We start from the raw sequence: 20,111 nt of genomic DNA, 5'->3' as shown, positions 1-20,111 counted from the left end.
AACCCCGTTGGTCTTCGCGGCCGCCAAGGCCACTCATGAGGTTTCAACACCGATGCCGGCGCTTCCCTTCGCCCTTGTCGCTATCGTCTGCTATCTCGCCGCCGGACTCTGGCAGAGCCTGAGTCTGGCCCGCCGTGTCGCCGAGCGGCCGAGCTGGGTACGTAGCGCAGGCCTCACAGCCCTCGTCTGCCACGGTGTCATTCTGGCGCTTGTGGTGGTCGGCCCTCGAGGACTGCATCTCGGCCTGACCCAGAGCGCGGCGCTGGTGGGTTGGCTGGTCGTCGCCCTGCTGCTGGCGGCCAGCCTGTTCAAACCGGTGCTCAACGCCGGTGTCTGCATCTTCCCGCTCGCCGCGATCACCATCGTCGGGGCGATCGGCATGCCCAGCAACATGACCGAGTCCGGCGTTTCCCCGGGACTTTACTTCCATATCCTGAGTTCGATCGCTGCGTTCTCGTTCTTTGCGATCGCCTCGGTCCAGGCCGTCCTTCTGGGGTTTCAGCATCACGCACTCAAACGCCGTCATACCGGCGGTATCGTTCAGGTTCTGCCGCCGCTGACCCGCATGGAGCAGCTGCTGTTCGAGCTGATCTGGTGCGGAATGTTGCTGTTGACCGCCGCGATTCTCAGCGGCTTCGTCTTTCTCGATAACCTCTTTGCCCAGCACCTGGCGCACAAGACCGTGCTCTCGCTGCTCGCCTGGTTGATCTTCGCCGGCCTGCTCGCCGGTCACCACTACCTCGGCTGGCGCGGACTCAAGGCGGTTCGATGGACGCTGACCGGTGTCACAGTACTGGTCATGGCGTTCTTCGGGACCAAGTTCGTACTCGAATACGTCTTCCACTATAACGCCTGATGTCTTGCTACCGAACGATACGCCTGCGCGCCCGCCGCGGCGTTGACAGCGTTGGCGCGACCCCCTAAAACGATTTGATCACCCACTAGGAACCCTCCGTCTTGAGTGACGATCTCCCTCTCGGCCTGATGCTCGGCCTGCTGTTCGTTCTGGTCTGCCTGTCGGCTTTCTTCTCGAGTTCCGAAACCGGCATGATGTCGATCAACCGCTATCGACTGAACCATCAGGCCGCCAGCGGCGATCGCTCGGCGCGACGTGTCGTCGAGCTTCTCAAGCGTCCGGACCGCCTTCTCGGCGTCATCCTCATCGGCAACAACCTGATCAACAACCTGGCAGCCTCCATCGCGACCATCCTCGCCATTCACTTCTTCGGCGATGTCTCCGGGCCGGCGATCGCCACGCTGTCTCTGACTATCGTCGTGCTGATCTTCGGTGAGGTGACGCCAAAGACCTATGCCGCGATCCGGCCGGATCGCATCGCGATACCCGCGTCGCTGGTCCTCGCCCCGCTGCTCAAGGTCTTCTACCCGCTGGTGTGGCTGGTCAATGCCATCTCCAACTCGTTGCTGCGAGCGCTCGGCGTCAAGCAGCTCAACGCCGACAAGGACAATCTCACCCGGGATGAGCTTCGCAGCGTGGTCCACGAGGCGGGCTCGCTGATCCCCACGCGCCACCAGGCGATGCTGCTGTCGATCCTCGATCTCGAAAACGTCACGGTGAATGACATCATGGTGCCGCGTCACGAGATCGTCGGCCTCGATCTCGAAGACGATCTCGAGACGCTGCTGGGCCAGATCCGCCAGAGCCAGCACAATCGGTTGCCGATCTACAAAGGCGACGTCAACAACGTCCTGGGCATCCTGCACCTGCGCAACGCCTCGCGTTTTCTGACCAAGCCGGACCTCAACAAGGCTGCCATCGTGCAGGAGGCCCGCGAGCCGTACTTCATCCCAGAGTCGACACCGCTGCACACTCAGCTGCTCAATTTTCAGCAGCAGAAACGTCGGATCGGCGTGGTGGTCGACGAGTACGGTGACGTTCAGGGGCTGGCGACGCTCGAGGACATCCTCGAGGAGATCGTCGGCGAGTTCACCACCGACGTTGCCGACACCCACCGCGATATCCACCCGCAGACCGACGGCGCCTACATCATCGACGGCACCGCCAACATTCGGGATCTCAACAAAGCGCTCGGCTGGCAGCTTCCCACCGACGGCCCCAAGACGTTGAACGGACTGATTCTCGAGCATCTCGAATCCTTTCCCGACGCCCCCGCCTGCCTGCAGATCGGCCCCACGCGCCTCGAGATCCTCGAGATGCGCGACAACCTGATCACCTCGGTGCGCTGCTGGCACCAGAACGTTCGCCGTCTCAGCGGCGAGTGACGCCGTCGGCGCCAAGCCTGCGGCCTCGCTGCCCCTGAGAAGGCGCAACGACGCAGGCCAGCGTGAGACAGCGCGATGGCGCCTGGTGGACAGGACAGGATAGGCAGGAGCGGACGAGAGAGATTGGGGAGAGCCCAGCAGCGGTCACCCGCGCGCCTGGCGGTTCGAGCGGGCGCAAGCCGGTCGCTAGATCGGCCCACCCAGGCGCTGCGCCAGCCGTTCATCGGCGCGAGCCTTGAGCTCGCGCACCTGCTGCTGCAGCATCTCCCGCTTCGCTTCGCCGGGGGCAATCGGCTCACCGAAGGAGAGCACGACCCTCGCCCGCAGGCGACTCGGACGTTTGGTCAGGGCCTTGCCATCCTTATTCGATGTCCATGACCCCCAGAGCCCCGACAGCGAGGCGGGCACCACCGTCACCGGGTCCCGCGCCAGCACCAGATCGAGTCCGCGTCGGAAAGCATGGACCTCACCGTCCGGACTGAGGCGCCCTTCGGGAAAGATCATCACCACTTCTCCGTTGCGCAGGGCGCGACTCACCTGGTCGAGCGCACGACGCACCCCGCCCGGGTCCCGGCGGTCCGAGTCGACGGGGATGGCCCCGGCGATGCGAAAGAACCAGTTGAGCCACGGCGTTTCGTATATCGGTCGGTCCATCATGAAGCGCAGTGGCCGAGGGCAGCCTCCGCCCAACACCAGGGCATCCATGAAGCTGACGTGATTGCACACCACCAGGGCCGGCCCGGTGGCCGGAACATTGTCGCGGCCCCGAAACCGCAGCCGGTAGAGCACGCGAATCAGCGCGAAGATCGCCAGACGCAGCGCCGGCCGGGGATTGCGAATCAGCGTCCCGATCCCCACCAGCAGTGCGAGCCAGCCGAGACCGTAGAACAGGGTCGAGAGCGATAGCCCCATCACGCTCAGCACGAGGATGCCGGTGAGCGCCGAGCCGATCATGAACAGGGCATTGAGAATATTGTTGGCGGCGATCATACGGGCCCGTCGCCCCGGCGGGCTCGCCAGCTGCATCAGGGTGTAAAGCGGCACGCTATAGAGCCCCCCGCCCACGCCGATCAACGCCAGCAACGTACTCATCCGCCAGAACCCGGTCATCGTCAGCAGCTCGGCAAGCGTCAGCTGACTGCCCGCTATCGACGGTTGCGCCGCCAGCTCGATACTCGAGACACCGATGATCAGCAACCCCATGGGGACGAGACCGATCTCAAGACGTCCCGCGGAGAGCCTGGCACAGAGCAGTGCGCCGCCGCCGACGCCGAGAGCGAAAGCCCCGAGCAGGAAGCTGACCGCCCCCTCATCGCCATTGACGACGTCCCGCACCCACGCCGGCAGCTGGGTCAGATAGCAGGCGCCCAGAAACCAGAAAAAACTGATGCCGATGAGCGCCATCCGCAGCCGGCGCTGACGCAAGCCATCCTTCAGCACGCCAAGGGTTCCCGAGAAGGGGCGCCAGGTGACCCGGCCTGTCTGGACCGCCGGCGCCGAGGGTACCGCCAGGCTCGCCGCCAGCCCCAGCAGGGCGATCGCCATCAGCGCCAGCGCGACCGTACCCCGGCCCAGCGCCCCCGGGAGCAGCGTGAGCACGCCCGCCAGCAGCGTTCCAAGCAGGATCGACACGAAAGTCCCCAGATTGACCCAGGCGTTGCCCCGCACCAGCTCGGTCGCCGAGAGATGCTGCGGCAGAATGGCGTACTTGACCGGCCCGAACAGCGCCGACTGCGTCCCCATCATGAACAGTAGCGCCAGCAGCAGCCCGAAGAGTTCGAACCATATCGCCGCGGCTGCCGCGAACATGGTCGCCAGTTCGAGCAGTTTGAGCCGGCGGATCAGGCGCTGCTTGTCGAGATGGTCGGCAAGCGCCCCACCCCAGGCGGAGAAGAGGAAGAACGGCAGGATGAAAAGGCCTGCAGCGATGTTGTTGAGCAGCCCCGTGTCCCACCCGTAGCGGGGTGCGGCGACGAAGGTCAGCAACAGCAGCAGTACCTGCTTGAACAGATTGTCGTTGAAGGCGCCCAGCGCCTGGGTCCAGAAAAAGGGCGCAAAGCGTCTTTCGCCGAGGAGTCCCCGCGTCACGACGCGTCCGGTGGATGGCTCAGGCCATTCAGCGTGGTCTCGAGAAGCTGATCGATCAGCTCCTCGACCTCCATCGGCTGGCCTTGCCAGTAGCCGAGCCGGTCATTGAGCCCCAGCTGAACCAGACCGTGCACACTGCCCCAGAGCGTGCGCGCCATTCGGCGGGCGGTGGCGTCGTCGAGCGACGGCTGATGACACTTCAACGCACTCTCGACACGAACGAACAGCGCTTCGATGATGTCGCTCTGGCGCGCGTCGAGCTCGCCCTCCTCGGCCAACGGAAACTCGAACAGCATCTGCCAGCGGTGCGATTCATGATGAGCGAACTGCCAGTAGGCCCGCGCCAGCGCTTTGAGCTGCGTTTCGGGCTCGGTGCCCTCGAGCTCGGCTACCGCTGCGCCCATCCGATCCAGCGTCTCGACGTTGACGTACTGCAGCAGGTTGCTGAAGCTGCCGTAGAGTTTGAGCAGCGTACTGGGCGCGCAGCCCACATCGCGCGCGAGCGAGCGCAGCGACAGCGTATGCACGGCGTTTTCACGCAACCAGGCGTCGCAAGCCGCCATGACCTGGGCATGTAGCGCCTCGGGGGCGTGCTGTCGTGGACGAGCCATCGAATCCCTCGATCGAAAAGGTGTCAGCGCCGGCGAGTACCGGAGGTGCAGGAATGTGATTAACGATTTAAAATCGAACAGTGTTTCTTAGCATATCTGCTCAAGGTGTAAACGCAAGTATCCCGCGCGCGGCCAGTGGCTCTCGAGACATAGGGTCGCCGATCCCAGCTCGACGACGGCCCGCCGACAGACTCACGTCCGCCTCGTTCCGTCCGTCACCTCCTGCCCGACGGCAAGGAGCGCGGACCGACGCCCACGCCACAGGAGAGATCATGCCCGGTCGGCTGCACATCGACGATTGGACCCGCTACTCGGCGCTACCTCGCTTTGAACGCGACGAGGTGCCGACGTTCAGCCCCAACGTCCCCCCGAGAACCTGGCTCACCCTGCTGCGTCATGAGTCGGGACGCGTGCTGCTGCGCGACGCTTTCTGGGGGCTGACACCCTCGTGGCTCAAAGTCCTGGACCACGCCCCTCACCTGGCGCGGGCGGAGTCCCTCGACGATCGGCGTATGTTTCGGGACGCGCTCGCTACGCGTCGCTGCGTGGTGCCGGTGACCGGCGTCTACGTGTGGCAGCAGCGCGTTCGCGGCAAGCAGCCGTACATGGTGACCCATACCGATCGCGCGCCGCTGCTATTGGCGGGGCTCTGGACCCGGTATACCCTCGACGCCGGCCCCTCGCGGGACTCCTGCGCGCTGATCACCGTTGCGGCGTCTCCGTTCATCGCGCCGCTGAGCGAGCGTTTCCCGTCACTGATCGCCCCCGAGCAGCTCGAACGTTGGCTCGATCCGGCAACACCGCTGGCCGACGTGCGCTCGATGATCACGAGCGCTCCCGATTCGCTGCTGGGCGCGTTTCCGGTCTCCAAGGCCATCAACAGTCCAGCGGAACAAGCGTGGGCCAGCGCCTATCCGGTCGGCGCGATGCAGGTCTGTCCTTCGGACGGGTGAACCGAACCCGGGCCGACCTGACGCCGCCACTGCATTTATGTCATCCGTTTTCCATCGGGAGTTTTCATGGGCAAGTCGAAGATCGATTCACGTTTGACCCGACGCTGGCTGGCGCCCGCCTGCCTGCTGTTGACGTTCGCCACCGGCCAGAGCGCCGTCGCGCAGGCGCCATCGACCTCGACGGATGCAATCCGCCCCGCTGCCGATGACACCTCGATGAGTGCGGCGCGCGACGCGCTGATCCAGAGCCCCAACGACAGCCGCGACTACCGCACGCTGACGCTGGACAACGGCCTGGAAGTCCTGCTGATCAGCGATCCCGAGGCCGACAAGGCCGCGGCAGCCATGGATGTCTCCGTGGGCAGCAATAACGACCCCGACGACATGCCGGGGCTTGCCCATTTCCTGGAGCACATGCTGTTTCTCGGCACCGAAGGCTACCCCGACCCGGACGGCTACCAGCGTTTCATCAGACAGCATGGGGGCTCGCACAACGCCTTCACTGCCGATCAGAACACCAACTACTTCTTCGACATCGACCCCGAGGCGTTTCCCGAGGCGCTGGACCGCTTCTCGCAGTTCTTCGTCTCGCCACAGTTCAACCCCGACTATGTCGACCGCGAGCGCCACGCGGTGAACTCCGAATACCAGGCCCGCCGCGACGACGACCCGCGCCGGATCAACGAGGCGCTGGGCAAGGCGCTCAACCCCGAGCACCCGATCACGCATTTCTCCGTGGGCAGCCTCGATACGCTCAACAGCGACCGCCGACCGCTGCGCCAGGCCCTGCTCGATTTCTACGCCCGGCACTACGACGCCAACGTCATGCACCTGGCGGTCCTTGCCCCGACGTCGCTCGATGCGCTCGAGGCCCAGGTCCGCGAGCGCTTCGACGCCGTGCCGGACCGTGATCTCGAGCCTCCCCAGATCGAGGTCGCGCTGGCGCGCAGCGGCGATCTACCCGCCAAGCTTCGTGTCAAAAGCCTGGAGGATCGTCAAACGCTCGACTTTCTGTTTCCGATCGACGATCCGATCAATGCCTATGCCGACAAGCCCGCCAGCTATATCGCCAACCTTTTGGGGCACGAGGGCGAGGGGAGCCTGCTGGCGCGACTGCGCAAGGCTGGATGGGCAGACGGCCTGTCGGCGGGGACCCGCAGCGCCGATGGCCGCAGCGCCCTGTTCGACGTCTCGGTGAGCCTGACCGACGCCGGCACGCAGCATATCGATGCGATTCAGACGAGTCTGTTCGACCAGATCGCGCGCATCCGCCGCGACGGCGTCACCGACTGGCGCTTCGAGGAGCAGGCCAGGCTGGCCCAGCAGAGCTTTCGCTTTCAGCAGCGCAGCGCGCCAATGCAGACGGTCAGCGCGCTGGCGATGAACATGGCCTACTACCCGCTTGTCGACGTGCAGTACGCCCCCTACCGCATGGACGACTTCGACGCCGACGCCATCGAGGGCCTGCTTTCGCGCCTGACGCCGGACAATCTGCTGCGCGTCTACAGCGCCCCGGAGGTCGAGGGCGAGAAGACCACCCGTTACTTTGACGCTCCCTATACGCTGACGCGGCTGGATAGCTGGCCCGAGGCGCAGGCGCTCGCCGACCTGAGCCTGCCCGAGCCCAACCCCTACATCGCCGAGGACCTGAGCCTTGCGTCACTGGAGACTCACGGCCCCACGGCGCTGGTGGACTCCCCCACCACCGCCATCTGGCATCAGCCTACCAGCGAGTTCGGCTCGCCCCGCGTCGAGTGGCGCTTCAGCCTGCAGAACCCGCACGCCACCGACACGCCGCGCAAGGCGGCACTCACCCAGCTGCTGGCCGGCTGGCTCAACGATGGCCTCAATGAGCGCTTCTACCCCGCCACGCTCGCCGGTCAGGAGTTCGTCGCTTACCCCCACGGGCGCGGCGTGACGCTCGCCTTCTCCGGCTGGCGCGACCATCAGGCGCGGTTGATGGCGACGGTCGTCGAGCAGATGAAGCACGCGACCATCACCGCCGCCAGCGTCGAGCGTGTCAAACAGGGACTCGAGCGCGGCTGGCGCAACGCGCCGCAGGATGCCCTCTACAGCCAGGCGCGCCGCACCCTGAGCGAAGCCCTGATTCGCCCGCAGGCAAGCCGTCAGGCGATGCTCGCGGCGATCGACGATCTCGACGTCGAGGACGTTCGCCGCTACCGCGACGCCTTCCTCGATCAGCTCTACGTGCAGGCGCTTGCCGTCGGCGATCTCGACGCCGCCCTCGCCAAGCGGGAGGGCCTGGCCGTCGCCAACGCGTTGGCACCGACGCTCACGGCCAGGGACATCCCCGAACTGACCCCGCTGGCCGTGCCGGCAAACCCGCCGCGCCTGCACCCGCAGAGTGCGCGCAACGACTCCGTGCTGCTGCGCTATCTGCAGGGTGCGGATCGCGGGCGCGACACTCAGGCCACGCTCGCGGTGATCGGCCAGCTGATCGGCACGCCCTTCTTTGCGCGCCTGCGTACCGATGAGCAGCTCGGTTACATCGTCAGCGCCGGCTACGCCCCGCTGCTGGACGGGGCCGGACTGATGATGCTGGTACAGTCGCCCAATACCGGCAGCGCGGTCATCGGCGAGCGGATCGATGCCTTTCTCGACGAGTTCGACGCACGCATTGCCTCAATCACCGATGCTGATCTCGCCCCATACCGTCAGGCCGTGCGTCAGTCGCTGCTCCAGCGTGACCAATCGCTCTCGGATCGCGCCGAGCGGCTGTGGCAGAACCTTGCCTATACCGACGTGGATTTCGCGCGTCGCCAGCATCTGGCCGAACGGGTCGATACGGTGACGGTCGCTGACGTGAAGGCAGCCTGGCGCGCGCTTCGCAACGCCCAACCGCTGGAGATCAGTTTCGACGACGGCGACACGGCCAGCGACGTTGCCGCAGCGACCCGCGATTTCGCGCCGCTGCCGCGGGCCGCTCGTGCGGCCGGCGAGGCGGCCAACGATTAGACACCGCGTCGGGTCAGCGCGAGGAGGCGCCGGCCCGAGCCCACCCAGGCCACTGAGTGGCAACGGCCCCGGTGAGTCGCAACGCCAACGGCCCCAGTCGGCTTCCGCCGGCCGGGGCCGTTTCGTGGGCATGCTGCCCGATCATCGAGTCAGCGAGCGGCGTCGCCGAGGCGCATCAGGCCTCGCGAGCCAGCAGGTCGAAGGTGTCGATACGCGTCTCTCGCATCTGGCGCTGCTTCGCTTCCAGGCCTTCGAAGTCGAAGAGTTCACGGTCGGCGAGCTGCGACGGGGCCACGTTGGTGACCGCCTTGAACATTGTCTCGAGCCGCCCCGGGTGCTTCGCCTCCCACTCGGCAAGCATCGCCTTGACGTTCTGGCGCTGCATGTTTGGCTGCGAGCCGCACAGATTGCAGGGAATGATCGGGAATTCCATCCGCCGGGAGAACTCGGCGATATCAGCTTCGCGGCAGTAGGCGAGCGGACGGATGACAATGTTCTTGCCATCGTCGGCGAGCAGCTTCGGGGGCATCGCCTTGAGTGAACCGCCGAAGAACATATTGAGAAACAGCGTCTCGAGAATGTCTTCCCGGTGATGGCCGAGCGCCACCTTGGTCGCCCCGATCTCCTCGGCGTAGCCGTAAAGCGAGCCGCGCCGCAGCCGCGAGCAGAGCGAGCAGGTCGTCTTGCCTTCCGGCGTCTTCTCCTTCACCACCGAGTAGGTATCGCGCTCGAGGATGTGGTAAGCCACGCCCTTGGCATCGAGATATTCGGGCAGCACATGTTCGGGAAAACCGGGCTGCTTCTGGTCGAGATTGACGGCGACGAGTTCGAAGTTCACCGGGGCATTACGCTGAAGATTCAACAAAATCTCCAGCATGGTGTAGGAGTCCTTGCCGCCGGAGAGGCAGACCATCACCTTGTCGCCCTCATGGATCATCCCGTAGTCGATGATCGCATTGCCGACCTGACGCCGCAGACGCTTCTGCAGCTTGTTGAATTCCTGCTTCTGAGTATCAGTAGATGCTTGCATTGGTCGAACGACACATAGGGGATATGAAGGCGCGCTCATGCTATCACCGCGCCTGGCGACTTGCGATGCCATCCCCGATGACAGGCCCCTAACACGCCGCCAGCGCGCCCTGTTTCAGGCGGATATACATCAGGGCAGTGGTCACCGCATCGCCAAGAGCAGTGTGGCGGCCCATCACCGGCACTTCGAGCGCCTCGGCAACCCTCTCGAAACCCATCGCTGGCTCCAGCTGCGGCCGCCTCCGATGCATTTCGCGCCGATAGAGCCGTGCCACGTCGACGCAAGGATTGGGCAGCCCGAAGTCGAACATCGGCCGCAGCTGGCGATCGATGACCGCCAGGTCGTAGTCGATGCACCAGCCCAGCAGCGGACGATTGCCGATGAAGTCGATGAACTTACCCAGCGCCGCTTCCAGTTCGTCGCCTTCATTCAAGTCGACCTCGCGCAGGCGATGGATCTTGATGGAGTCGCCGCGCAGACTGGCCGGCGGCAGGAGGCGCAGATCCAGCGAGCCGCTGGTCATCACCCGCCCGCCCTCGAGGCGCACTGCAGCGATCGACACCAGTTCAGCGGTCCTGGTGTCGAGGCCGGTCGTCTCGCAGTCGATGGCCACCAATTCGTCACCCGCGTAGGGAGTGAACAGCCAGTCATAGCGGCCCTGCCCCTGGCGTCGTCGATCCGCCGCACGGCGTAGCGAACGTATCATCGCGGCCCTCGTCAATATTCGAGATGAAACCGGTGCGTCAGACGTTGCTGGAAATCCTTGACGATATGCAGCGCCTGACGCAGCAGGTCGCGGTCCAGCGAGGACAGATTCTGAACCACGATCTGGTTGGGTTCTTCGCTGTTCTGCCGACCGTCGAGCTGGGGCAGTTGTTGCTTGAGACGCAGTTCGACGAATAGCGCCAGCGCCTCGCCGAGATCCGCGGCAAAGTCCGCTTCCAGCCTGCCCTGTTCGACAAGAGCCTCCAATCGGGCCAGGGTCGATGTCGCGGTGATGCGGCACTCCAGCGCCAACGTGCGCACCCCTTGCACGATCGGAAAGATGCCGCCCTTCTTGATGTCGATACCGTGCCTGGGTTTCTTGAGCGTGCCGAACAGCGTCAGTGGCGCGGCGAAATGCAGTGCCGCCCGAGCTAGATGGGAAAGCAGCAGTTCATCGTGAGAACAACTGGCAAAGAGGTGTTCGCGCAGGCGATCCAGCAGACGGGTATCGCCGGCTATGCCACGGGCATCGAGCATGATCGCGAGGTTCATCAGCGAGTTAGCATCACGGCGCTCGACCCAGCGCGAGACCGTCCTTCGCCAGCCGCTCTCGCTGTCTACCCAAGCGGAATTCGAGACCATGATATTGCCCGGACACGGCGGGTAACCCAGGGTGTACAGCGTTTCGGTAAAACGCTGCATGGCGATCTCGCGATCGGGCCAATCACTGTCGTCGGCAACGATCAGTGCATTGTCCTGATCGGTCTTGAGAATCTGTTCGCCGCGCCCTTCACTGCCCATCACCAAGAGGCAGCTCTGGTCGCGGTAGCGAGGGTCGATGAGAAACTGATAGGCCTTGTCGACGATGCGTCCGTTGAGCGCTGCCAACAGGTCCATGACGAATCGGAGCTTCACCCCCTGGGCCATCAGCGTCTGGACCAACTCCGGCAGCCTCGCGCTGGCGCGGGCCAGCGCGTCGAGATCATCGGCCTTCTCGAGCTCGAGACCGACCATGTAGGAGCGGCTCGAGAAATGGCTGAGCACATCGGTCAACTCCACCACGCCGACCGGCCGCCCCCATTCGACCACCACGACCCTGGCCACCCGATGTCGGGTCATCTGTACCAGCGCTTCGAACAGATACTGATCGGAACCCGTGACAATCAGCTCGAAGTGGGCGATCGCGACGACCGGACTCGCCTGCGTCGCGCCTTCCGTCACCAAGGCATTGAGCAGATCGGTTTTGGTCACCACGCCGAAGCGCCCGTCCTTGCCAACCAACAGACTATCGGCATGGCTCTCGTTGAGCCGGCCGACCGCCATGGCGATGGTGGTGGCCGCATCGACGATCAAAGGTGCCCGCATGCACTCGCTGACCCGCGCGAGCATGAAACCCGCCATGTTCACGCCACTGTCGATGCGACGCTCGGCCAACAGGCGGGCCTTTTGCGCCAGCCCCCGCCGGAAGAATTCGGCGAAAGTCGGGTAATCGTCACAAAGGCGCTCGAAGAGTGACTTGGGCATCGCATAGCAGAGACTTTCCTGCTCTACCACGAAGCGATATCGACTGTTTCCCTTGAGAATGCTGATAGCACCAAACAGGTCGCCTGCCGTGTAATGGGCAATGCGCGACTGATCACACGGCGCGTGAGGATCGAACTCCGCAACCTCGCCCTTGTGAATCATGTAGACGAACTCGCCAGGCTGGCCAGCCTCGAGAATGATCTCGTCGCGACTGAAATAGCGCAGGTCGACGCCATGAACCACACGCTCACGCCCGCTATCGTCGAGCAGCGTGAAAGGAGGCTGAGAAAGATCGATGTCGACCATTATCGGAGCCTCGCCGCCACGACGCCGGACCACGGTCGGATGTCCAGCAGCGCAAGCCCCGAATGATGATCGCGGCAGGGTTCCAGGCGCTGCCGGCCAGACCGGGATGCCTCTTTGCGGCCCGTTCCCGCTGTCGTCAGCTTGGGCAAGTCAATTTCCCCCTAAAAAGGGCGCAAAGAACCAAACGCCAGGAGACGTCACTATCGATCCACTGTTATGAAATTCTATTCCCGCCATCTTCTTCACGCGACTGATTTTGACATCAATTTATCGCAGAGAGTTTCCATCAGGGTGTCGTACTGACATACGTCGATTGATAGCGGTGATTTTCCGTGACGTCTTCGATCACCGAATTTTCAGATGGGAGAAGATTGTCCGAACCTTTCGACGACTGACCAAAAGCGCGCTAATAATTCATCTCTTTCGGCCCGATGAAACGTCGTCGCGCCATGAAACTCGCGACTATCGTGGTATAGACCGCAATAGGGTCTTATGGGCTTTCCGAACTATTCACATAGTCGATTAATTAAATCCCCGCGAACTGAGTGCAGACTCACTCGCGACAGCAGGCCGCCATACTAAGGTCGGGTATTTAACTGCTTGTTCTTGCTTCTCAATGTCGCTATTGAGTAATGCACGGTAATGGCGATCACAAGCGACCTTCATGCATGAGTGAGTGACGTGGAAAACGGTTTTATGTGTGGCACGACAACGCCGGTTTTCGCCGCCGTGGAATGATGAACAGTAACAACCCATAAATCGTGCGCTACTCGATTCCCGTTGAAACACCGACAGACGTCGATGTAGTGACAGAGTTGGCAGGAAAGAGGAACGACTCAACCAAGCAGGCCCGAGTGACATTCCCATCCATCTTGAATGACGCGGAGAACAAGAATATGGCAGATGACAAATCCAACGCTGCTGCCTATTGGAAGGCGAACCTTCGCCTGATAACCGGCTGCCTGATTGTCTGGGCGCTGGCCTCCTATGGTGGCGCCATCCTGCTGCGCCCCCTGCTCGCGGGCATATCCGTCGGCGGCACGGACCTGGGGTTCTGGTTCGCGCAACAGGGCTCCATTCTGATTTTCATCGGCTTGATTTTCTTCTATGCCTGGAAGATGAACCGGCTGGACAAACAATTCGGCCTTGGGGAGTAATCCGGCATGAGTCAATTTGCGATTAACGTCCTCTTTGTTGGCGGCTCCTTCGCCATTTACATCGGCATTGCGATCTGGGCCAAGGCCGGTTCGACCAAAGATTTCTACGTCGCCGGCGGTGGCGTTCACCCGATCACCAACGGCATGGCGATCGGCGCCGACTGGATGTCCGCCGCCTCATTCATCTCCATGGCGGGCATCATCGCCTCGGCAGGTTATGGCGCTTCTACCTTCCTGATGGGCTGGACCGGTGGCTACGTCCTGTTGGCGTTGCTGCTGGCCCCGTACTTGCGCAAGTTCGGCAAGTTCACCGTCCCTGAATTCATCGGCGACCGCTTCTACAGTCGATCGGCACGCATGGTCGCCGTGATCTGTCTGATCGTCGCCTCGCTGACTTACGTTATCGGTCAGATGGCCGGTGCCGGCGTTGCCTTCTCGCGCTTTCTCGAAGTCGACGCGACGACCGGTCTGATCATTGCCGCCATCGTGGTGTTCTTCTACTCGGTGCTGGGTGGCATGAAGGGCATCACCTACACCCAGGTGGCGCAGTACATCGTACTGATCGTCGCCTACACCATCCCGGCGGTGTTTATTTCGCTGGAGCTCACCGACAACCCGATCCCGCCGCTGGGCCTGTTCTCCGACCACACCGCGTCCGGTGAGCCGCTGCTGGACAAGCTCAACGAGGTCGTCGTCGCACTGGGCTTCAATGAATACACGGCGATGGTCGACAACAAGCTGAACATGGTGCTGTTCACGTTATCGCTGATGATCGGCACCGCGGGACTGCCGCACGTCATCATGCGATTCTTCACCGTTCCCAAGGTTGCCGATGCGCGCTGGTCGGCTGGCTGGGCTCTGGTATTCATCGGCCTGCTCTACCTGACTGCCCCCGCCGTGGCGTCGATGGCCCGCCTCAACCTGGTGACGACCATCTATCCGGACATGGCCGCGCAGGTCGAGAACTATGAGGATGCCGTCGCCAATCCGATCGCCTACGCAGACCGTCCCGACTGGATTCGCACCTGGGAGGAGACGGGGCTGATCTCCTTCGATGACAAGAACAACGACGGCAATATCCAGCTCTACAACGACGCCACCGACTACTCGGATCGTGGCTGGCAGGGCAACGAGCTGGTTGTCAGCAATGACATTCTGGTGCTGGCCAACCCCGAAATCGCCAATCTCCCAGGCTGGGTCGTGGGCTTGATTGCTGCAGGCGGCCTCGCGGCAGCGCTATCCACCGCGGCTGGCCTGTTGCTGGCGATCTCCTCGGCCATCAGTCATGACCTGATCAAGGGCGCGATCAACCCGAAGATCACCGAGAAGGGCGAACTCCGGGCAGCACGCATCTCGATGTCCGTGGCCATTGTCGTCGCGACCTATCTCGGCGTGAATCCTCCCGGCTTCGCCGCCCAGGTGGTGGCACTGGCCTTCGGTATCGCCGCCGCCTCGCTGTTCCCGGCCCTAATGATGGGAATCTTCTCCAAGCGGATCAACAACAAGGGGGCGATCGCCGGCATGCTTTCCGGCCTGATCTTCACTTTGGTGTATATCTTCGTCTATAAGGGCTGGTTCTTCATCCCCGGGACCAACAACCTCGAGGACAGCGCGGCCAACTGGGTACTGGGCATCTCGCCGCTCTCCATTGGCGCAGTGGGGGCGATCCTCAACTTCGCCGTGGCCTACATGGTCTCCAGCGCTACCGAGGAGCCGCCGCAGCACATTCAGGATCTGGTGGAGAGTGTGCGCTATCCCAAGGGGGCTGGTGCCGCGATCGATCACTAAGCGACAATGCTTCCCTGATGCGCCAGGCGGATCGGCGCGAATCCAATCGGGCTTCCCAGCGGGAAGCCCGATTCTTTGAGTAAGGATTCATCATGATATGGCATTGGGTGGCGGCAGCCTCCGCGGCACTTGGCGCGGCCGGTATTGCGCTGCTGTTGCGCGCTCTCAGTGGCAGGCGTCTGCCGCGCTGGATGATCCCGGCGTTCGCGGGGCTGGGCCTGCTGGCCTACCAGATCCACTACGAGTACGACTGGTATGACAACAAGCGCCAGCAGCTGCCGGAATCGGCGCAAGTGGTCTCTACCGAGCAGAGCCGGATGCTGTGGCGCCCCTGGACCTATCGCTACCCCCTGACCACGGCGTTCAGCGTGGTGGACCGGGACACACTGCGGGAATCCAGGGCCAATGGCGACCGCCTGGTCGAGTTCATTCTCTATCGCTTCGAGAGGCAGTATCGCGACGTGCTGACGCATCAGGCCTATCTGATGAACTGCAGCGCCGGTGAGCGCGTGCCACTCATCGGGGCGCGTCGTCGGCCCGACCTGGACCGTCTGCGTCAGCTCGAGGAGAACGACCCGCAGCGTCAGGCGGTCTGTTCCAAAGGCTGATATCGCACTCGGCCGCCAATTCACGACTCGCAAGGTCCTGACGGACAGTCAGAACCCAGGTATCCAGGGATAGCCATCGGTCTAGGGAGACAATCGATGTTCGAGGGTGGGTTATTGATCGTGGTGGCGCTGCTCTACGTGGCCGCGCTGTTCGCCATCGCCTGGCGCGGGGATCGTCAGGCACGACGCAACGGCCCGGCCAAGCGCCGGCCGATCGTCTACAGTCTGGCGCTCGCGGTCTACTGTACCTCGTGGACGTTCTACGGCAGCGTCGGGCAGGCGGCGACGTCGGGCTGGTCGTTCGCCAGTCTCTTCCTGGGGCCGATTCTCACCTTTTTGCTGTTCTGGCCGGTCATCGGCAAGATGATCCGGGTGGCGAAGCGCCAGAACGTCACCTCGATTGCCGACTTCATCGCCTCGCGCTACGGCAAGTCACAGTCGCTGGCGGCATTCGCCAGCCTCATCGCGCTGGTTGGCACGCTGCCCTACATCGCACTGCAGCTGAAAGCCGTTTCGAGCGCGTTTCAGGTCATGACCAACGACGGCCAGACGATCCGTACCCCCATCGTCGACGACACCGCGTTCTACATCGCCATCGTCATGGCGGCCTTCGCGATACTCTTTGGCACCCGCGACACCAACGCCACCGAACACCACGAAGGACTGATCCAGGCGGTCGCCTTCGAGGCGCTGGTCAAGCTGGGCGCGTTTCTGGCGCTCGGCGCCTACGTCACCTGGGGCATGTTCGACGGGCTCGGCTCACTGCTCAACCGGGCGGACACCTATCTGCAGCTGCAGCAGCAGCTCACCGAGCAGAATCTCAATACCGGTCTCTGGACGCAGACGCTGCTGGCGATGCTGGCGGTATTCTGTCTGCCCAGGCAGTTCCACATTACGGTGGTCGAGAACACCCATACCGATGATGCCAAGCGCGCACGCTGGCTCTTCCCGCTCTATCTGCTGCTGATCGGTTTCTTCGTGCTGCCACTGGCGGGGGCGGGGCTGACGCTATTCGGCGATACCGACCTGTCGCCGGACAGCTACGTGCTGGCGCTGCCGATCGTCGCCGATCAGCCGTGGCTCGCCATGCTCACCTTCGTCGGCGGCCTGTCGGCAGCCACCGGCATGGTGATCATGGCGGCGGTTGCCAATGCGATCATGATCTCCAACGAGCTGGTGATGCCGGCTCTGTTCAGGCTGCGCTGGTTCGAGGAGAAGTCCCGCGACTACGGCCGCGTGGTGCTGATGGCACGACGCATCACCATCGGCGGGATTCTGGTGCTCGCCTACCTCTTCTATCAGCTGGTCGCCGAGTACAGCTCGCTCGCCGCCACCGGCATGCTCTCGCTTGCTGCCGCCGCCCAGTTCGCGCCGGCCCTGCTCGGCGGACTCTACTGGAAGCGGGGTAACCGCCTCGGCGTGGTGACGGGGCTCAATGTCGGCTTCGCGATCTGGGCCTACACCCTGCTGATGCCGGCGCTGATTCGCGCGGGACTGCTGCCCACGGCATGGCTCGCCGGCGGGCCGCTGGGGATCGAGTGGCTCTCGCCGCTGTCGCTTTTCGGGCTCAATGTCACCGACAGTTTCGCCCACGGCGTGATGCTGTCCCTGGCATTCAATCTGTTCTTTTACATCTTCATCTCGCAGCTCACGCCGCAGCGCGTGGTTGAACGCATCCAGGCCTCCCTGTTCGTCGACAGCATCGAAACTCGCCAGACCACCGTCAATCGGCCCTGGACCGGCGCGACGACCATCAACGACCTCAAGGTGCTGTGCGAGCGCTTCATCGGTCACGCCCAGGTCGAGCGGGCCTTCGACGACTACGCCAGACGCAACGCCAAACCGCTGGAGAACAACGCGCGCGCCTCCATCGACGTGATCCAGTTCACCGAGCAGCTACTGGCCTCGGTACTCGGCGCATCCTCGGCGCGGATCGTGGTCAACTCGGCGCTGCAGGGTCGGGGCATCGGTATCTCGGATGTCATCTCGATTGTCGACGAAGCCTCGCAGGTGCTGGAGTTCAACCGCGCTCTGCTGCAGGCGACCATCGAGAACATCAACCAGGGCATTGGCGTGGTCGACCAGAACCTCAACCTGGTGGTCTGGAACCAGCGCTACCTCGAGATCTTCCGGTTTCCGGACAACCTGATCCGCGTCGGCACGCCAATGGAAAAGGTCTTCCGCTACAACGCCCACAACGCCGAGTACGGCCCCGGCGACCCGGAGGAGCACGTCGAGCAGCTGCTCGACAACATCCGCGGCGGCCAGCCGCATCGCTACGAACGCTACCGCCCCGACGGCACGGTGCTGGAAGTGCTGGGCAACCCGATGCCCGGCGGTGGATTCGTCTACACCTACCAGGACATCACCCAGCAGAAGCGAACCGAAGAGGCGCTGATCCGATCCGAGAGCAACATCCGGATCTACACCGACAACGTGCCGGCGCTGATCGCCTACTTCGATACCGAGTGCCGCTACCTCTTCACCAACCGCGCCTACGAGGCGGCGATGAACGTCGATCGCAATGCCGTGATCGGTGAACGGGTCGATAGCGTGATGCCCAGCGCGACGGCGCGTCAGCGCGAGCCCTGGATGCGTCGCGCGCTCGGCGGCGAGCGGGTGAACTTCGAGATCTCCCTGGACGATGGCGACGGCGGCGTTCGCTATATGCTGGTGACCTACACGCCACACTTCGGCGAGGGGGGGCGCATTCTCGGCTTCTTCGCCCTCTACCAGGACATCACCGAGCGCCGACTGGCGGAGATCGCCCTGCGCGAGACCAACGAAAACCTCGAGGAGCGTGTGCGTGAGCGCACCCAGGCACTGTCGAAGGCCAACGCTGCGCTACGTCAGGAGAACCGGGTGCGCGCCGAGGCCGAGCAGGCGCTGCTGCAGGCCAAGCAGACCGCCGAGGAAGCCAACACCTCCAAGACCCGCTTTCTCGCCGCCGCCAGCCACGACCTGCTCCAGCCACTGAACGCCGCCCGGCTGTTCACCTCGGCGCTCGGCCAGCAGGTCGCGGACACCGACCATAAGCGCACGATCGGACATATCGACAACTCGCTGCAGGCCGCCGAGGAGCTGCTCGGGACGCTGCTCGACATCTCCAAACTCGACGCCGGTGCGCTGACGCCGCGGCGCAGCGAGTTCCCGCTGGCCGAGATTCTCAGGCCGCTGCGTGCCGAGTTCGAGGTGATGGCCGATGACCGCGGCCTGGATCTGGACATGGTGCCGTCGAGCCACTGGGTCGACAGCGACCCGCAGATGCTGCGACGTATCGTGCAGAACTTCCTCTCCAATGCCCTGCGCTACACCCAACAGGGGCGCGTGCTGCTCGGCTGCCGGCGTCAGGGGGAGCGCGTGTTGATCGAGGTGTGGGACACCGGTCCCGGCATCCCCGAATCGAAGCTCAGTGAAATCTTCCAGGAGTTTCGCCGGCTCGATCAGGCTTCCCGGCACAAGGAGAGCGAGCGCGGCCTGGGGCTCGGGCTCTCCATCGCCGAACGCATGAGCCGGGTGCTCGAGCACCCCATCCGCGTGCGCTCGACGGTCGGTGCCGGCACCGTCTTCTCGGTGTCCGTGCCGCTGATCGTTGCGCGCCGTGGCGAGGTCAAACCGGAGGACAATGCCCCGCGACGCGCCGGCAACAAGCTGGTCGGCACCCGCATCCTCTGCATCGACAACGAGCGGCTGATCCTCGAAGGCATGAAGGCCATGCTGGAGGGGTGGGAGTGCGAGGTCTTCACCGCAACCTCCATCGGCGGCGCCAAGTCAGCCATCCGCAACATGGGCGGCGACCCCGATGCGATTCTGGCCGATTACCACCTCGACAACGAAGTGACAGGCATGATGGCGCTGGAGGCGCTGGAGGAACTCTGCGACCAGTCGGTGCCCGGCATCGTGATCACGGCCGACCGTACCGAAGAGGTCGCCGAAGAGATCAAGCGCGGCGGCTATCAGATCCTGCTCAAGCCGGTTCGCCCTGCCGCGCTGCGCGCGCTGATGACGCGGACGCTGCAGGCGAGCCGTGCGGCCAGAGGCACGGACGACGCGTCCGCCTAACCACCCGGGTGCACTCACCGGCTTTCGCCGGGCCCTTTCCCCGGGCATCAAAAAACCCCGGC

Annotated in this window: 13 protein-coding genes; 8 read left to right on the top strand and 5 right to left on the bottom strand. The window is 63.7% G+C overall.

Annotation, left to right across the window (positions count from 1 at the left end; genetic code table 11):
- The first annotated feature begins 52 nt into the window (after positions 1-52).
- Both DOM41_RS07175 and DOM41_RS07170 read left to right on the top strand, forming a co-directional pair.
- Positions 53-856 carry a cytochrome C assembly family protein gene (locus DOM41_RS07175; protein ID WP_110686143.1) on the top strand — a complete coding sequence of 268 codons (804 nt, stop codon included), beginning with the start codon at positions 53-55 and terminating at the stop codon, positions 854-856.
- A gap of 101 nt (positions 857-957) precedes the next feature.
- On the top strand, positions 958-2,241 hold the full coding sequence (locus DOM41_RS07170; protein ID WP_110686142.1) for an HlyC/CorC family transporter: 1,284 nt from the start codon (positions 958-960) through the stop codon (positions 2,239-2,241).
- Positions 2,242-2,427: 186 nt separating this feature from the next.
- Here DOM41_RS07170 and DOM41_RS07165 read toward each other — a convergent pair whose 3' ends face one another.
- Together DOM41_RS07165 and DOM41_RS07160 are read right to left on the bottom strand one after the other, a co-directional pair.
- Positions 2,428-4,329, bottom strand: a complete 1,902-nt coding sequence (locus DOM41_RS07165; RefSeq protein ID WP_110686141.1) for an MFS transporter — start codon at positions 4,327-4,329, stop codon at positions 2,428-2,430.
- Positions 4,326-4,940, bottom strand: coding sequence for a TetR/AcrR family transcriptional regulator (locus DOM41_RS07160; protein WP_110686140.1), 615 nt, complete (start codon positions 4,938-4,940; stop codon positions 4,326-4,328). The genes DOM41_RS07165 and DOM41_RS07160 overlap by 4 nt, the downstream gene beginning before the upstream one ends.
- A gap of 272 nt (positions 4,941-5,212) precedes the next feature.
- Between DOM41_RS07160 and DOM41_RS07155 the strand changes: the two genes are divergently transcribed.
- Together DOM41_RS07155 and DOM41_RS07150 are read left to right on the top strand one after the other, a co-directional pair.
- Positions 5,213-5,893 (top strand): SOS response-associated peptidase, encoded by a 681-nt coding sequence (locus DOM41_RS07155; protein ID WP_110686139.1) that lies wholly within the window; start codon positions 5,213-5,215, stop codon positions 5,891-5,893.
- Positions 5,894-5,959: 66 nt separating this feature from the next.
- Entirely contained in the window at positions 5,960-8,869 is a 2,910-nt protein-coding gene (locus DOM41_RS07150) for an insulinase family protein (protein ID WP_245391768.1), read from the top strand.
- Between the two features lie 175 nt (positions 8,870-9,044).
- On the opposite strand, the gene ttcA is transcribed toward DOM41_RS07150, so the two are convergent.
- The 3 genes from ttcA to DOM41_RS07135 form a co-directional block, all read right to left on the bottom strand.
- The gene (ttcA, locus tag DOM41_RS07145) at positions 9,045-9,899 is read right to left on the bottom strand and encodes a tRNA 2-thiocytidine(32) synthetase TtcA (RefSeq protein WP_110686138.1); all 855 of its coding nucleotides are present in this window, start codon (positions 9,897-9,899) and stop codon (positions 9,045-9,047) included.
- 88 nt (positions 9,900-9,987) lie between these two features.
- Positions 9,988-10,605 carry a 3'-5' exonuclease gene (locus tag DOM41_RS07140; RefSeq protein ID WP_110686137.1) on the bottom strand — a complete coding sequence of 206 codons (618 nt, stop codon included), beginning with the start codon at positions 10,603-10,605 and terminating at the stop codon, positions 9,988-9,990.
- An 11-nt stretch (positions 10,606-10,616) separates the two neighbouring features.
- Positions 10,617-12,434 carry a putative nucleotidyltransferase substrate binding domain-containing protein gene (locus DOM41_RS07135; RefSeq protein WP_110686136.1) on the bottom strand — a complete coding sequence of 606 codons (1,818 nt, stop codon included), beginning with the start codon at positions 12,432-12,434 and terminating at the stop codon, positions 10,617-10,619.
- 896 nt (positions 12,435-13,330) lie between these two features.
- Between DOM41_RS07135 and DOM41_RS07130 the strand changes: the two genes are divergently transcribed.
- From DOM41_RS07130 to DOM41_RS07115, 4 genes are all read left to right on the top strand, one after another.
- Positions 13,331-13,591 (top strand): DUF4212 domain-containing protein, encoded by a 261-nt coding sequence (locus DOM41_RS07130; protein WP_110686135.1) that lies wholly within the window; start codon positions 13,331-13,333, stop codon positions 13,589-13,591.
- Between the two features lie 6 nt (positions 13,592-13,597).
- A complete protein-coding gene (locus DOM41_RS07125; RefSeq protein ID WP_110686134.1) occupies positions 13,598-15,379 on the top strand; it encodes a sodium:solute symporter family protein in 1,782 nt (593 codons plus the stop codon).
- Positions 15,380-15,471: 92 nt separating this feature from the next.
- Positions 15,472-15,987 carry a hypothetical protein gene (locus DOM41_RS07120; RefSeq protein ID WP_110686133.1) on the top strand — a complete coding sequence of 172 codons (516 nt, stop codon included), beginning with the start codon at positions 15,472-15,474 and terminating at the stop codon, positions 15,985-15,987.
- A gap of 96 nt (positions 15,988-16,083) precedes the next feature.
- Complete coding sequence (locus DOM41_RS07115; protein ID WP_110686132.1) at positions 16,084-20,049, top strand: hybrid sensor histidine kinase/response regulator; 3,966 nt, start codon at positions 16,084-16,086, stop codon at positions 20,047-20,049.
- Positions 20,050-20,111: the final 62 nt, after the last annotated feature.

It is taken from the genome of Salinicola aestuarinus (assembly GCF_003206645.1).
In the GTDB taxonomy this organism is placed as follows: domain Bacteria; phylum Pseudomonadota; class Gammaproteobacteria; order Pseudomonadales; family Halomonadaceae; genus Salinicola; species Salinicola aestuarinus.
Note: the sequence above shows the minus strand (reverse complement) of the source record. Positions and strands in the feature narration are given on the sequence as shown.

Bases quoted from the DNA above. Each gene is read 5' to 3' on its own strand.
- DOM41_RS07175 (WP_110686143.1), top strand. From the start codon at position 53: ATGCCGGCGCTTCCCTTCGCCCTTGTCGCTATCGTCTGCTATCTCGCC.
- DOM41_RS07160 (WP_110686140.1), bottom strand. From the start codon at position 4,940: ATGGCTCGTCCACGACAGCACGCCCCCGAGGCGCTACATGCCCAGGTC.
- DOM41_RS07155 (WP_110686139.1), top strand. From the start codon at position 5,213: ATGCCCGGTCGGCTGCACATCGACGATTGGACCCGCTACTCGGCGCTA.
- DOM41_RS07150 (WP_245391768.1), top strand. From the start codon at position 5,960: ATGGGCAAGTCGAAGATCGATTCACGTTTGACCCGACGCTGGCTGGCG.
- ttcA (WP_110686138.1), bottom strand. From the start codon at position 9,899: ATGCAAGCATCTACTGATACTCAGAAGCAGGAATTCAACAAGCTGCAG.
- DOM41_RS07140 (WP_110686137.1), bottom strand. From the start codon at position 10,605: ATGATACGTTCGCTACGCCGTGCGGCGGATCGACGACGCCAGGGGCAG.
- DOM41_RS07135 (WP_110686136.1), bottom strand. From the start codon at position 12,434: ATGGTCGACATCGATCTTTCTCAGCCTCCTTTCACGCTGCTCGACGAT.
- DOM41_RS07130 (WP_110686135.1), top strand. From the start codon at position 13,331: ATGGCAGATGACAAATCCAACGCTGCTGCCTATTGGAAGGCGAACCTT.
- DOM41_RS07125 (WP_110686134.1), top strand. From the start codon at position 13,598: ATGAGTCAATTTGCGATTAACGTCCTCTTTGTTGGCGGCTCCTTCGCC.
- DOM41_RS07120 (WP_110686133.1), top strand. From the start codon at position 15,472: ATGATATGGCATTGGGTGGCGGCAGCCTCCGCGGCACTTGGCGCGGCC.
- DOM41_RS07115 (WP_110686132.1), top strand. From the start codon at position 16,084: ATGTTCGAGGGTGGGTTATTGATCGTGGTGGCGCTGCTCTACGTGGCC.